The organism is Burkholderia sp. B10 (assembly GCF_004368385.1).
GTDB lineage: Bacteria > Pseudomonadota > Gammaproteobacteria > Burkholderiales > Burkholderiaceae > Burkholderia > Burkholderia vietnamiensis.
This window is the reverse complement of record NZ_PQMX01000008.1, coordinates 64,247-78,605: the sequence shown is the minus strand read 5'-3', so window position 1 is coordinate 78,605 and position 14,359 is coordinate 64,247. Positions and strand designations below refer to the sequence as shown.

Here is a 14,359-nt window from a genome sequence, read left to right as displayed (position 1 = left end):
CAGAACGCCGAATTATAGGGCCTGCATCGGAATGATGTCGCGACGGCGTTTCGAGCCCTGCGGTCAACGATTGTCAAATTGTCGGGCAAACCATTGCTGCAACGCAATAACCGCCGCCCGATAATCGGCCGCGCCCGTGATGGCGCTGACCACCGCGACGCTGCCGACGCCCGTCGCCAGCACGTCCGGCAGCACGTCCAGGCTGACGCCGCCAATCGCCACCAGCGGCGCACGCGCCGCCGCGAAGCGCGCATAGCGCGCGATCCGCGCGAGGCCCTGCGGCGGCGCGGCGACCGCCTTGGTCGCGGTCGCGAACACGGGACCGAGCGCCAGATAGCTCGGGCGCTCGTGCAACGCGCGCAACATCTCGTAATAACCGTGGCTCGACAGTCCGAGCCGCAGGCCGGCCCGCGCGATGGTCGCGAGATCGGCCGTGTCGAGGTCTTCCTGGCCCAGATGTACGCCGTACGCGCCTTCTTCTACGGCGATCTGCCAGTGATCGTTGATGAACACGCGCGCATCCGGATAGCGCCGGCCTGCCGCCACCGCGCGCGCGATCTCGCGGCGCAGCGCGTCCGGAGTCGCGCCCTTGACCCGCAGCTGCACGGTGCGCACGCCGCAATCGAGCAGGCGTTCGACCCATTCGGCGTCGGGCACCACCGGATACAGGCCCAGTTGCGCCGGACACGGCGGGAACGCGGGCTCCGGCGCGGCCGGCAGGCCGGCTACGCGCGGGAATCGTGCCGGGTCGACGGGCCAGGGGTCCGCGTCGCCGGTTTCGTCGCCGTCGCGCCACGCCAGCGCGAGCACCAGCGCGTCGAGCGGCGCGAAGCCGCAATCGAGGAACGCCGCGAGCGCGGCGATCCAGTCGTCGGCGAGCGGATGGGCACCTTCGAGCGCATGGCGCGCGCCGGCGGCATGCAGCACCGCGCCGCGCTCGTCGAATTCGATCGCGACCGCGTCGGCGGACGCCGGGCGCGATGCGGCCGACGCGCGCACCTGGGCCGCCCGGTCGCCGGCCGACACGATCAGCACGTCGCCGTCGGCCGGCACGTCCGGCGCGGCGACGCAGATGCGCCACGGCGTCGCCGCGGCCGGCCAGTCGCCCAGGCGCGCGCGAATCCGCTCGGCCGCCTCGGCCAGTTCGTCGGCCGGCGGCCAGAACGCGTCGGCGAAGCGCGCGCTCATGCGCCGCCTCCGTCCTGGTGCCAGAACGGCATGCCGACGACCGGCGTGCTCGCATGCGCGGTCTCGCGCGCGTCCATCGGGCCGGCCAGGTATGCGGCGCGGCCGGCTTCGACGCCCTGGGCGAAAGCACGCGCCATGATCTCCGGATGCGTGGCCTGCGACACGGCCGTGTTCAGCAGCACGCCGTCGAAGCCCCACTCCATCACCTGGCACGCATGCGACGGCACGCCGAGCCCGGCGTCGACGATCAGCGGCACGTCGGGCAGCCGTTCGCGCAGCACGCGCAGCCCGTACGGGTTCACGACGCCCTTGCCGGTGCCGATCGGCGCGCCCCACGGCATCAGCGCCTCGCAGCCGACGTCGAGCAGGCGGCGGCCGATCACGAGATCCTCGGTGCAGTACGGAAGCACCTTGAAGCCGTCCTTGACCAGTTGCGCGGCTGCCTCGATCAGCCCGACCGGGTCGGGCTGCAGCGTGTAGTCGTCGCCGATCAGCTCCAGCTTGATCCAGTCGGTGTCGAACACCTCGCGCGCCATGTGCGCGGTCGTCACGGCCTCGGCGACGGTCTGGCAGCCGGCCGTGTTCGGCAGCAGCGGCACCGCGTGGCGCTTGAGCAGATCGAAGAAGCCGGCCTCGGCTGTGCCGCCCGTCATCTGCCGGCGCAGCGCGACGGTCACCATCCCGGGGCGCGACGCGTCGATCGAATCGGACAGCGACTGCAGCGACGGATAGCGCGACGTGCCGAGCAGTACGCGGCTTGCGAAGGTTGCGCCGTAGAGCGTGAGTGCGTCGGCGGAAGTGTGGGACGTCATGTCGTTTTCCTGGAAGAGCGGGGGCAACGCGGCGACGCTCAGCCGCCTGCGACGGGATGCACCACGTCGAGCTTGTCGCCCGCCGCGAGTGCGCGCGCCGCATGTTGCGTGCGCGCGACGAACGTGCCGTTCAGCGCGACCGCGTACGGCGGGCGCGCGCCGTACGCGGCGAGCGCATCGGCGACGGTCGCGCCGTCGGGCAGCGTCAGGGTCTGCTGGTTGATCTGGATATCCATGAGGCTCGGTCGGATTCGGTCGGCGGCGCGCGTCAGGCCGGCTGGCGCGCGTCGTCGCGGTGATGAAGGAGCGTCGGCCAGCGCGCGGCGTCGCGCCACGCGGCAAACGCGTCGGCATCGGCGAACGCGCCGCCGAGCGCCGCCTGCGCGAGCGCAGCGGCCGCCTGCGCGACTTCCGGCGCGATCATGAAGCCGTGCCGGTACAGGCCGTTGACCGCGAGCGTCGTCGCGCCGTCCCAGATCACCGCAGGGCGGTGATCGGGCAGCGTCGGGCGGCACTGCGAATTCAGTTCGAGGATGCGCGCCTCGCCGAACGCCGGGTGCACGGAGAACGCCGCGCTCAGCAGCTCGAGCGCCGAGCGCACGCTGACGGGCGACATGTCCTCGCCTTCCACCTCGGTCGCGCCGATCACGTACAGGTCGTCCTGCTTCGGCGCGATGTACAGCGGATAGCGCGGATGCAGCAGCCGCACCGGCCGCGTGAGGCCGATGCCGGGCGCATGCACGCGCGCGACTTCGCCGCGGATGCCGCGCAGCGCCGGCAGCGCCGGTTTCGCGCCGAGCCCGCGGCAATCGATCGTGAAATGCGCGTCGGGACGGTTCGCGTCGTCGATCGTCGCGTGCCAGTGCAGCTCGACGCTGCGTTGCGCGAGGCCGGCCGCCAGCGCGTGCAGCGCCTGCCGGTTGTCGAGCTGCCCTTCGCGCGGCAGCATCAGGCCGCGCGCGAAGCGGCCGGCGAGCGCGGGCTCGGCCGCATCCACCAGCGCGCCGGCCAGCGCCACGAAGCCGCCGTCGAACAGCTCGGCCGGCGCGTTCGCGCGCACGCGGCGCTCGAACAGCGGCGCTTCCGCGCGATCGGCGTGATGCCAGACGACCAGCGTGCCGCGATGCTGGAAGAACACGGGTTCCGGCAACTCGGCGAGCCATTGCGGCCAGCGCGCGAGCGACGCGACACCGAGCTCGGTGATCAGCAGCTCGGCGCTCGCCGCCTCGGCGACGGGCGCGAGCATCGCGGCGGCGATCCATGCGGCCGACTGCTCGCCGCCGGGGCCGCCGCGCTCGTACAGGGCGACGCGATGCCCGTCGCCGGCGAGTCGCCAGGCGACCAGGCGGCCGACGAGGCCGCCGCCGAGTACCGCGAAATCCGGGCGCGACGCGCCGAGGTTCGACGTGCGGAGATTCATCGTGCGCCCTCCATGCGAAGCGCGCGGGCCTGAACGGCCGACGCAGGCGCGTGCGCGCCGCCTCGTGCAGACGCACGCGGCAGCGGATCGGGAACAGCGAAAAAGACTGAAGATTGAGCGGTCATCATTCCTTCCGTAACGCGCGATGCGCGTACCCAAAAGGACGAAACCGGCAGCAAAGGCCGGCCGGGCGGGACTCGGACGCTGACCATGTGGGATGGCGGCCAGCGCGGCCCGGCGGGATCAGAAACTTCCCTCGCCGGTATTACCCGGATCGGGTGCGAAGGGTCTTTCTCAGCCTCGCAGCGTTGCCCGGAACTACCCATGGCCGCACTCGAAGCACCCCTGTTTCGTCGTCGGCCATTAGACCATAAAAGCGGAAAGCGCCGCAAACTGTCCCCGTGCGGCAAATTCGCCCGTCGCAGCGCGCCGCTCTGGCACAATGCCCGCAGGCCGGCTGCGCGAGCGGCCGGTTGCCGCGTCACCGCCGGCCTTAAGTGCCGTTTAAGGCGCGCGGGCGACCATCCCGACGCCCGCTGTCGGTCGGCACCTCGTCGCCGGCATCTCGTATCGCGGCGCGCGTCCGGTCCGCCCGGCCCGCGCGCCGGCCACTCACCAGGAAGCACATGACCCAATCGATCGATCCCGTCCGCTCCGACGCCGCGCCGCAGGACGAGCGCCCGGTATCCGCGTGGAGCCTCATCAAGCCCTACTGGGTGTCGTCCGAATGGAAGGTCGCGTGGGGGCTGTTGATCACGATCGTCGCGATCAACCTCTGCGTGGTCTGGATCAACGTCAAACTGAACAAGTGGAACGCGCAGTTCTACAACGCGCTGCAGTCGAAGGACGTCCACGAATTCCCGAACCTGCTGATGCAGTTCTCCGCGCTCGCGTTCGGCTTCATCATCCTTGCGGTGTACGGCCGCTACCTGCGCCAGATGCTCGGCTTCCGCTGGCGCCAATGGCTCACCGACCGCATTCTGGGCCAGTGGCTCGGCGATCGCGCGTTCTACCGGATCGAGCGCGACCACCTCGCCGACAACCCCGACCAGCGGATCACCGACGACCTCCAGTCGTTCGCGACGACGACGCTCGCGCTGTCGCTCGACCTGCTGTCGACGGTCGTCACGCTCGTGTCGTTCATCACGATCCTGTGGTCGCTTGCCGGCGCGTTGAGCGTCTCGCTCGGCGCGACGCCGATCACGATTCCCGGCTACATGGTGTGGGCGGCCGCACTGTACGCAGTGGTCGGCTCGGTGATCATCCAGAAGGTCGGTCACCCGCTCGTGTCGATCAACTACCAGCAGCAGCGCGTCGAGGCCGACTTCCGCTTCGGGCTGATCCGCGTGCGCGAGAACGCCGAGCAGATCGCGTTCTACGACGGCGAAAAAACCGAGACCGCCAATGCGCAGGGCCTGTTCATGCGCATTCGCGACAACTGGTGGCGCGTGATGAAATACACGAAGCGCCTCACGTTCGTGCTGAGCTTCTACGGGCAGATCGCGATGATTTTCCCGCTCGTCGTCGCGGCGCCGCGCTATTTCGCGGGTGCCTTCTCGTTCGGCGTGCTGATGCAGATCTCGTCCGCGTTCAACACCGTCAGCGATTCGTTCTCGTGGTTCATCAACAGCTACGGCACCCTCGTCGAATGGCGCGCGACCGTCAACCGTCTGCGCGAATTCAAGCGCGTGATGGGCACGTCGCATCTGAAGGAAAGCCTGTCGCCCGCGACCGAGCATGGCGGCATCAACCTGCACTACGTCGATGCGGCGAAGCTGTCGACGTCGTCGCTGAAGCTCGCGCTGCCGAACGGCACCGCGCTCGCGAACATCGGCAACGTGACGATCGAGCCGGGCTCGCGCTGGCTGGTGGTCGGCAAGTCGGGTTCCGGCAAGAGCACCTTCATGCGCGCGCTCGCGGGCCTTTGGCCGTTCGGCGACGGCGCGATCGACGCGCCGGTCGGCGCGCGGATGATGTTCGTGCCGCAGACGAGCTATCTGCCGATCGGCACGCTGAAGGCCGCACTCACCTATCCGGCCGCGCCCGATGCCTTCACCGACGACGCATGCCGCGACGCGCTGCGCGCGTGCCACCTCGAAGGCTACGTCGACCGTCTGGACGAAACCGGCCACTGGACGCGCGTGCTGTCGCCGGGCGAACAGCAGCGGCTCGCGGGTGCGCGCGTGCTGCTGCACAAGCCCGACTTCCTGTTCCTCGACGAAGCGACGAGCGCGCTCGACGCCGACAACGAAGCGCGGCTCTATCACTTGTTCGCCGAACGGCTGCCGAAAGCGGCGATCGTCAGCATCGCGCATCGCGAGGCGCTGGCTGAGTTCCACGTCGGCACGATCAACGTCGAGCGCGTGAACGACGACGACAAGGTTGCCGCGTAGCGCCCTGTAACGCTGCGCTCCTGCATGGCGCGGCATTCCTGACTAGCGCTGCACTCGTTATGCAGCGAAGCAACGAGCCGGCGCGCTGCACCGGCTCGCCGTCCCTTCTGCCCTACCCGCCCGCAGCCGCGATCGGCGCCGACACGATCGGCACATGCGACACGCCTTCGTGCGACAACCGGCTTTCGAACAACGTCAGCGCGTCGAAGCGCAGCGCGAGCGGCCGGCCGATCGCGCCGCCATGCGCGGGCTGCCCGTCCGCGTCGCGCGGCAGCCGTGCGAGCGTCACGTGCGGCCGGAACGGCCGGTGATCGGCCGGCACGCCGAGCTCGCGCAACACCGCAGACAACGCCGCGTTCAGCGCCGCGCACGCGGGATCGGCCGCGAGTTCGGCCACGATCAGCCTGGCGCGCGGCAGGCTCGGCCACCATGCGATCCGCTCGACCGGCTGCAGCGGCAGCGCGTGGGCGGCCGCGAGCGCCGGCAGACGCGCGGCCAGCAGGTCGCACCGCGGGCGCTCGATCGCGCCGATGAATGCAAGCGTCACGTGAAGTTGGGCCGCCGGCGTGCGGCGTGCGCCGCGCGTGACCGGCAACGCATGCAGCGCGTCGCTCGATGCCCGATCGGGCATCAGCGCGACGAATGCACGGAGCCGGTCGCCGTTCATGATTCGCGCGCCGCGACGCGCGGGTCGGCCAGCGCATCGGCGCCGGCCGGCAGCACGCATGCGCGTGCCGGGATCGTGTGGCGCGCGAACGCCGGCTTAGCGATGCGCTGCCGGCGATAGTCTCCCCACGCGGCACGCGCATGCTTGCCGGGCGCGAGGCTCGCAACGAAGTTGACGACCGCCATCGCCGGCACGATCCCGTAGGCGGCGTTGAACAGACCAGGCACGGATGCGCTCATCCTCAATCCTTCTACAGGGCTCGGTCATATGCGCCGGCCGCGCGAACGCCGCCGTCGGGACGACATGATCGGATCGGGCAGCCCGCCCGAAAACCGCAAACGGAAACGATCGGCGCTCGCATGACATCGCGACCCGATGTGATCAGATTAGGCGACGCATCGCGAAGATGCGTCGACGCGCACGATGCGACCGCGCACCACGGGCGGTCGGCTGCCATAAAAAAACGGGCGCCCTCGCGGACGCCCGTCTCGTCGAAACCTGCTCGCGGCCGAAATCAGCGCGGCAGTTCCGAATGCCCCATCAGGTACGCATCGACCGAGCGCGCGCACTGGCGGCCTTCGCGGATCGCCCACACGACGAGCGACTGGCCGCGGCGCATGTCGCCGGCCGCGAACACCTTGTCGACCGACGTGTAGTACGAGCGCTCGCCTTCGGTGGCAGCACGCGCATTGCCGCGCGCGTCCTTCGCGACGCCGAACGCGTCGAGCACCGGCGCCGCCGGCTGCGTGAAGCCCATTGCGAGCAGCACGAGGTCGGCCTTCATCTCGAACTCGGAGCCCGGCACTTCCTGCATCTTGCCGTCCTTCCACTCGACGCGCACCGCGATCAGCTTCTCGACCTTGCCGTTCTTGCCTTCGAGGCGCTTCGTCGCGACCGCCCAATCGCGCTCGCAGCCTTCCTCGTGCGACGACGACGTGCGCAGCTTGATCGGCCAGTACGGCCACACGAGCGGCTTGTTCTCCTCTTCCGGCGGCTGCGGCAGCAGTTCGAACTGCGTGACCTGCTTCGCGCCGTGACGGTTCGACGTGCCGACGCAGTCCGAACCCGTATCGCCGCCGCCGATCACGATCACGTGCTTGCCCTTCGCGAGCAGCTGGTCGGTGAGCTTGTCGCCGGCGTTCACGCGGTTCTGCTGCGGCAGGAAGTCCATCGCGAAATGGACGCCGGCGAGCTCGCGGCCCGGCACCGGCAGGTCGCGCGGCGTTTCCGAACCGCCCGCGATCACGACCGCGTCGAATTCTTCCTTCAGCGTGTCCGGCGAAATGGTTTCCTTCGCGAGGTTGCCGATCGACTCGGGCAGCGGCTCCTTGCCGATGAACACGCTGGTGCGGAACGTCACGCCTTCGGCTTCCATCTGGCGCATGCGGCGGTCGATCAGCCACTTCTCCAACTTGAAGTCGGGGATCCCGTAACGCAGCAGCCCGCCGACGCGATCGTTCTTCTCGAACACCGTTACGTCATGGCCGGCGCGCGCGAGCTGCTGCGCGGCCGCGAGGCCCGCGGGGCCCGAGCCGACGACCGCGACCTTCTTGCCCGTCTTGTGCTCGGCCGGCTGCGGCTTCACCCAGCCTTCGGCCCAGGCCTTGTCGATGATCGCGTGCTCGATCGACTTGATGCCGACCGGATCGTTGTTGATCCCCAGCGTGCACGCCGCCTCGCACGGCGCCGGGCAGATCCGGCCCGTGAACTCCGGGAAGTTGTTGGTCGAATGCAGGACTTCGATCGCCTGCTGCCAGTCCTGGCGGTACACGAGATCGTTGAAGTCCGGAATGACGTTGTTGACCGGGCAGCCGTTGTTGCAGAACGGGATGCCGCAATCCATGCAGCGCGCGCCCTGGACCTTCGCGTCCGCGTCGGTCAGCGCCGCGACGAATTCCTTGTAGTGCTTCACGCGCGTGAGCGGTGCTTCGTACGCCTCGTGGCGGCGTTCGAACTCCAGAAAACCGGTTGCCTTGCCCATAAGGTGCTCTTCTGTTCGGTGTATCGGGTGGGGGAGCCGCGCGCAGCCGTCAGGCGCGCGCGGCATTCGCTATGTCGTTCGTCGCTCAGGCGGCCAGCGCTTGCTTCGCCGCCTTCTTCGCACCGATCTCGCCCAGCGCGCGCTTGTATTCGTTCGGGAACACCTTCACGAACTGGCGGCGCGCCGCGTCCCAGTTTTCCAGCAGCGACTTCGCGCGCGGCGAACCCGTGAACTGGAAATGACGCTCGACGAGCCCCTTGAGCAGCGCTTCGTCCGTCGTGTCCGCGTGCCAGAGCGCGCGATCGACCGTGCGCTCCTGCTCGGCCTGCTGCAGCACCGGATCGAGCGCGACCATCGCCTTGTTGCACTTCGCCGCGAACGTGCCTTCCGGATCGTAGATGTACGCGACGCCGCCCGACATGCCGGCCGCGAAGTTGCGCCCGGTTTCGCCGAGCACGACCACCGTGCCGCCCGTCATGTATTCGCAGCCGTGGTCGCCCGTGCCTTCGACGACCGCCGTCGCGCCCGAGTTGCGCACGCAGAAGCGCTCGCCCGCGACGCCGCGGAAGAATGCCTCGCCTTCGAGCGCGCCGTACATCACCGTGTTGCCGCAGATGATGTTCTCTTCGGACTTGCCGCGGAAGTCGTTGGTCGGACGGATGATGATCCGGCCGCCCGACAGGCCCTTGCCGACGTAGTCGTTGCCGTCGCCGACGAGGTCGAGCGTCACGCCCTTCGCGAGGAACGCGCCGAAGCTCTGGCCGGCCGTGCCTTTCAGCTGGATGTGCACCGCATCGTCGGCGAGGCCGTCGTGGCCGTGCTTCTTCGCGATCACGCCCGACAGCATCGCGCCGACCGTCCGGTTCACGTTGCGCACCGGCTGGATGAACGACACATGCTCGCCGTTCTCGATCGCGGCCTTCGCCTTCTCGATCAGCACGTGGTCGAGCGCGCGCTCGAGGCCGTGGTCCTGCCCTTCGACGTGGCGGCGAGCGACGTCCTCGCAGCCTTCCGGCTGATAGAACACGCGCGAGAAGTCGAGGCCCTTCGCCTTCCAGTGCTCGATGCCCTTGCGGGTGTCGAGCAGGTCGGGGCGGCCGATCAGGTCGTCGAACTTCGCGATGCCGAGCTGCGCCATGATCTCGCGCACTTCCTCGGCGACGAAGAAGAAGTAGTTCACGACGTGCTCGGGCTGGCCCTTGAACTTCGCGCGCAGCACCGGATCCTGCGTCGCGACGCCGACCGGGCACGTGTTCAGATGGCACTTGCGCATCATGATGCAGCCTTCGACGACCAGCGGCGCCGTCGCGAAGCCGAATTCGTCCGCACCGAGCAGCGCGCCGATCACGACGTCACGGCCCGTCTTCATCTGGCCGTCGGCCTGCACGCGGATGCGGCCGCGCAGGCGGTTCAGCACCAGCGTCTGCTGCGTTTCGGCGAGGCCGAGTTCCCACGGCGTGCCCGCATGCTTGACCGACGACAGCGGCGACGCGCCGGTGCCGCCGTCATGGCCGGCGATCACGACGTGGTCGGCCTTCGCCTTCGCGACACCGGCCGCAACCGTGCCGACGCCCACTTCCGACACCAGCTTCACCGAGATGCTCGAGCTCGGGTTGACGTTCTTCAGGTCGTGGATCAGCTGCGCCAGATCCTCGATCGAGTAGATGTCGTGGTGCGGCGGCGGCGAGATCAGGCCGACGCCCGGCACCGAATAACGCAGCTTGCCGATGTACTCGGACACCTTGTGGCCCGGCAGCTGGCCGCCTTCGCCCGGCTTCGCGCCCTGCGCCATCTTGATCTGGATCTGGTCGGCCGACGCGAGGTACTCGGCGGTGACACCGAAGCGGCCCGACGCGACCTGCTTGATCTTCGAGCGCAGCGAATCGCCGTCCTTCAGCGGAATGTCGCTGACGATCTCGTCGCCGATCACCGACTTCAGCGTCTCGCCCGCCTTGATCGGAATGCCGCGCAGTTCGTTGCGGTAGCGCTTGTCGTCCTCGCCGCCTTCGCCGGTGTTCGACTTGCCGCCGATCCGGTTCATCGCGATCGCGAGCGTCGCGTGCGCTTCGGTGCTGATCGAGCCGAGCGACATCGCGCCCGTCGCGAAGCGCTTGACGATTTCCTTCGCCGGCTCAACGTCGTCGATCGGGATCGCACGGGTCGGGTCGACCTTGAACTCGAACAGGCCGCGCAACGTCATGTGGCGCTTGGTCTGGTCGTTGATCAGGTGCGCGTATTCCTTGTACGTCTGGTACGAGTTGCTGCGCGTCGCGTGCTGGAGCTTCGCGATCGAATCCGGCGTCCACATGTGGTCTTCGCCGCGCACGCGGTAGGCGTACTCGCCGCCCGCGTCGAGCATGTCGCGCAGTACCGGGTTGTCGCCGAACGCATCGCGGTGCAGGCGGATCGCTTCTTCCGCGACTTCGAACAGGCCGATGCCGCCGACCTTCGATGCCGTGCCCTTGAAGTACTTCTCGACGAGGTCGCTCGACAGGCCGAGCGCTTCGAAGATCTGCGCGCCCGTGTACGACATGTACGTCGAGATGCCCATCTTCGACATCACTTTCTGCAGGCCCTTGCCGACCGCCTTCGTGAAGTTGTAGATCGCCTTCTCCGGCGACAGGTCGCCCGGCAGGCCTTCGGCCATCTTCGCGAGCGTTTCCATCGCGAGGTACGGGTGCACGGCTTCCGCGCCGTAGCCGGCGAGCAGCGCGAAGTGATGCGTCTCGCGCGCGGAACCCGTCTCGACGACGAGGCCCGTGCTCGTGCGCAGCCCTTGCTGGACGAGGTGCGTGTGGATCGCCGACGTGGCGAGCAGCGCCGGAATCGCGACGTGGTCGGCATCGGTCTTGCGGTCCGACACGATCAGCATGTTGTAGCCGGACTTCACCGCGTCGACGGCTTCGGCGCAAAGCGACGCGAGACGCGCCTCGATGCCTTCCTTGCCCCATGCGACCGGATAGCAGATGTTCAGCTCGTACGCGCTGAACTTGCCGCCCGTGTACTGGTCGATCGCGCGGATCTTCGCGATGTCCTTGAAGTCGAGCACCGGCTGCGACACTTCGAGACGCATCGGCGGGTTGATGTTGTTGGTGTCGAGCAGGTTCGGCTTCGGGCCGATGAACGACACGAGCGACATCACCATGTTCTCGCGGATCGGATCGATCGGCGGGTTCGTGACCTGCGCGAACAGCTGCTTGAAGTAGTGATAGAGCGTCTTGTTCTTGTTCGACATCACCGCGAGCGGCGAGTCGTTGCCCATCGAGCCGACGGCTTCCTCACCCTGCGCCGCCATCGGCGCCATCAGGAACTTCAGGTCTTCCTGCGTATAGCCGAACGCCTGCTGACGGTCGAGCAGCGCGGCGCCCTGCGTGCGGCCGGCCGCCACGTCCTCGGCCTTCGGCTCGATTTCGTCGAGCTTGATGCGCACGGCGTCGATCCAGCTCTTGTACGGCTTCGCGTTCGCGAGGTTGTCCTTGAGCTCCTTGTCGTCGATGATGCGGCCGTGCTCCATGTCGATCAGGAACATCTTGCCCGGCTGCAGGCGCCACTTCTTGACGATCTTCGATTCGGGGATCGGCAGCGTGCCGGCTTCCGACGCCATGATCACGAGATCGTCGTCGGTCACGATGTAGCGCGCCGGGCGCAGGCCGTTGCGGTCGAGCGTCGCGCCGATCTGGCGGCCGTCGGTGAACGCGATCGCGGCCGGGCCGTCCCACGGCTCCATCATCGCGGCGTGGTATTCGTAGAACGCGCGGCGGTTCTCGTCCATCAGCGTGTGCTGCTCCCATGCTTCCGGGATCATCATCATCACTGCGTGCACGAGCGGATAGCCGGCCATCACGAGCAGTTCGAGACAGTTGTCGAACGATGCGGTGTCGGACTGGCCCGGATAGATCAGCGGCCACAGCTTCGGCAGATCGTCGCCGAGCACGTGCGACGCGATCGCGCCGGTACGTGCGTTCAGCCAGTTCACGTTGCCCTTCACGGTGTTGATCTCGCCGTTGTGCGCGATCATCCGGTACGGGTGAGCGAGTTCCCAGGCCGGGAACGTGTTGGTCGAGAAGCGCTGGTGCACGAGCGCGAGCGCCGACACGACGCGCGCGTCCTGCAGGTCGCGGTAATACACGCCGACCTGGCCCGCGAGCAGCAGCCCCTTGTACACGATGGTGCGCGCCGACATCGACGGCACGAAATATTCCTTGCCGTGCTTGAGCTTCAGCGCCTGGATGCGGTGGCTGGCGGTCTTGCGGATCACGTACAGCTTACGCTCCAGCGCATCCGTCACCATGATGTCCTTGCCGCGGCCGATGAAGATCTGGCGGATCAGCGGCTCGCTCGCCTTCACGGTCGGCGAGATCGGCATCGCATGGTCGACCGGCACGTCGCGCCAGCCGAGCACGACCTGGCCTTCGGCGCGCACGGTGCGCTCGAGCTCCTGCTCGCAGGCGAGGCGCGACGCGTTTTCCTTCGGCAGGAAGATCATGCCGACCCCGTATTCGCCGGCCGGCGGCAGCGTCACGCCCTGCTTCGACATTTCCTCGCGATAGAACGCGTCCGGGATCTGGATCAGGATGCCCGCGCCGTCGCCCATCAGCGGATCGGCGCCGACGGCGCCCCGGTGATCGAGGTTCTCGAGGATCTTCAGGCCCTGCTGAATGATCTCGTGGCTCTTCTTGCCCTTGATGTGAGCGACGAAGCCGACGCCACAGGCGTCGTGTTCGTTTTGCGGGTCGTACAGACCTTGTGCGGCGGGCACCGCGGCGAGCGGCTTCTGGTGGTCGTTCATGGGGACACCGTCGTAAAGGGGCCTCGAGGGCCGTTGAACCATTTTTCTGTTGCCGTCGATCCCGCTCCGGCAGGAGACGGCACGGCCGACGGTGGTTGGGCATGCTGCATGCGCCCGGGCCACCGGAATTCGGAATATACGCGACGAATCAAGGGAATAGCAACAAAAACCGGATGATCGAACCCCAATTAAACAGATGCTCAGATGTGGTGCCTATTTATTGGGGCCGTAACGATTTGGTGCAAAAAGAAGCGGCGCGCGCAGCGCCGCTCCCCGCCCGCCTCCCCGGCGCTACTGCTGGGCCGGCGGCGTGTTTTCGCGCACCTTTCTGGGGCGTCCGCGCGGCAGCGGCGACACGCGCCGGTTCGCGGTGCGGGCGGCCCACTCGCGGTAGTTGTCGCCGCCGAGCACCCAGCCTTTCAGCGTCGCCTGCTGAAGCTGATCGGCCTGCCGCTCGTCGAGCGGTTGTTCGCACAGCTCCTTGTACGCGCGCTGACGGTCGAACGGCGTGTTGCCGAGCGCCCAGTAGAGCGGGTGGTCGGTAATCAGGCTGTCGACGGTCAGGCCCACGTGGTGCCGGTAGCTCGACCATCGATACGCGTCGGCCGTCGCCACCAGCTGCGAGCGCACCGGGCTCATCTCGACCACGCGGCTCGCGAGCAGGAAATAGCGCTCGCCTTCGATCACCGTCGCGCGGTAGCGGCCTTCCCACAACGTGCCGCGACGCGAGTAGCGCCGGTTGAAGTGCGCGACGTAGCGGCGGCCGACGGCCTGCATCGCCTTCGGCAGGCTCGCCTCGTCGCTCGGCGTGACGAGCAACTGCACCTGACGCGGCAGCAGCACGTACGCGTGCACCGAAAGATGGTGATCGCGTGCCGCCGCCTTCAGACAATCGATGAAGAGTTCGTAGTCCTGGTCGTCGACGAACGCGGGTTGCTGATCCAGCCCGCGCAATATCACGTGCTGAGGCTGGTCGGGAACATAGAGTCGTGCTAACCGTGCCATGCTGAATGTCCGTTTGAACGCGTTAGGAAATACCCTGGGGTCCGAATTACGCATTTGCGTAGAATGCCTGTCCCTGCGGGGCGCGAAAGCGTACGGTCGTGCGG

General features: G+C 68.0%; 9 protein-coding genes, 1 pseudogene and 1 riboswitch. Of the genes and pseudogenes, 1 reads left to right on the top strand and 9 read right to left on the bottom strand.

The window, feature by feature from the left end:
• Positions 1 to 63: 63 nt before the first annotated feature.
• Genes thiE through C3Y15_RS06480 form a run of 4 tightly spaced genes read right to left on the bottom strand, consistent with a single transcriptional unit; the run spans position 64 to position 3,420 of the window.
• Complete coding sequence (thiE, locus tag C3Y15_RS06495) at positions 64 to 1,188, bottom strand: thiamine phosphate synthase (protein ID WP_034193999.1); 1,125 nt, start codon at positions 1,186 to 1,188, stop codon at positions 64 to 66.
• Positions 1,185 to 2,000: a thiazole synthase gene (locus C3Y15_RS06490; RefSeq protein ID WP_011883041.1), complete on the bottom strand. Its 816-nt coding sequence runs from the start codon at positions 1,998 to 2,000 to the stop codon at positions 1,185 to 1,187. The genes thiE and C3Y15_RS06490 overlap by 4 nt, the downstream gene beginning before the upstream one ends.
• Positions 2,001 to 2,038: 38 nt before the next feature.
• The gene (gene thiS, locus C3Y15_RS06485; RefSeq protein WP_011883040.1) at positions 2,039 to 2,236 is read right to left on the bottom strand and encodes a sulfur carrier protein ThiS; all 198 of its coding nucleotides are present in this window, start codon (positions 2,234 to 2,236) and stop codon (positions 2,039 to 2,041) included.
• A gap of 32 nt (positions 2,237 to 2,268) precedes the next feature.
• Complete coding sequence (locus C3Y15_RS06480; RefSeq protein ID WP_069246121.1) at positions 2,269 to 3,420, bottom strand: FAD-dependent oxidoreductase; 1,152 nt, start codon at positions 3,418 to 3,420, stop codon at positions 2,269 to 2,271.
• Between the two features lie 234 nt (positions 3,421 to 3,654).
• Positions 3,655 to 3,777: riboswitch (TPP riboswitch) on the bottom strand.
• A 269-nt stretch (positions 3,778 to 4,046) separates the two neighbouring features.
• On the opposite strand from C3Y15_RS06480, the gene C3Y15_RS06470 reads away from it, so the two are divergent.
• On the top strand, positions 4,047 to 5,813 hold the full coding sequence (locus C3Y15_RS06470) for an ABC transporter ATP-binding protein/permease (protein ID WP_059463948.1): 1,767 nt from the start codon (positions 4,047 to 4,049) through the stop codon (positions 5,811 to 5,813).
• Between the two features lie 112 nt (positions 5,814 to 5,925).
• Here the strand turns inward: C3Y15_RS06470 and thpR are convergent, their stop codons facing one another.
• The 5 genes and pseudogenes from thpR to C3Y15_RS06445 form a co-directional block, all read right to left on the bottom strand.
• Positions 5,926 to 6,480: an RNA 2',3'-cyclic phosphodiesterase gene (thpR, locus tag C3Y15_RS06465; RefSeq protein WP_034194001.1), complete on the bottom strand. Its 555-nt coding sequence runs from the start codon at positions 6,478 to 6,480 to the stop codon at positions 5,926 to 5,928.
• A pseudogene (locus C3Y15_RS06460) lies at positions 6,477 to 6,665 on the bottom strand (sodium:alanine symporter family protein); the annotation flags it as partial. The pseudogene C3Y15_RS06460 and the gene thpR, both read right to left, overlap by 4 nt.
• 329 nt (positions 6,666 to 6,994) lie before the next feature.
• Positions 6,995 to 8,461 (bottom strand): glutamate synthase subunit beta, encoded by a 1,467-nt coding sequence (locus tag C3Y15_RS06455; protein WP_011883036.1) that lies wholly within the window; start codon positions 8,459 to 8,461, stop codon positions 6,995 to 6,997.
• A gap of 85 nt (positions 8,462 to 8,546) precedes the next feature.
• Positions 8,547 to 13,250: a glutamate synthase-related protein gene (locus C3Y15_RS06450; RefSeq protein ID WP_060091963.1), complete on the bottom strand. Its 4,704-nt coding sequence runs from the start codon at positions 13,248 to 13,250 to the stop codon at positions 8,547 to 8,549.
• A 291-nt stretch (positions 13,251 to 13,541) separates the two neighbouring features.
• Positions 13,542 to 14,255 (bottom strand): transposase, encoded by a 714-nt coding sequence (locus C3Y15_RS06445; RefSeq protein ID WP_034194003.1) that lies wholly within the window; start codon positions 14,253 to 14,255, stop codon positions 13,542 to 13,544.
• Positions 14,256 to 14,359: the final 104 nt, after the last annotated feature.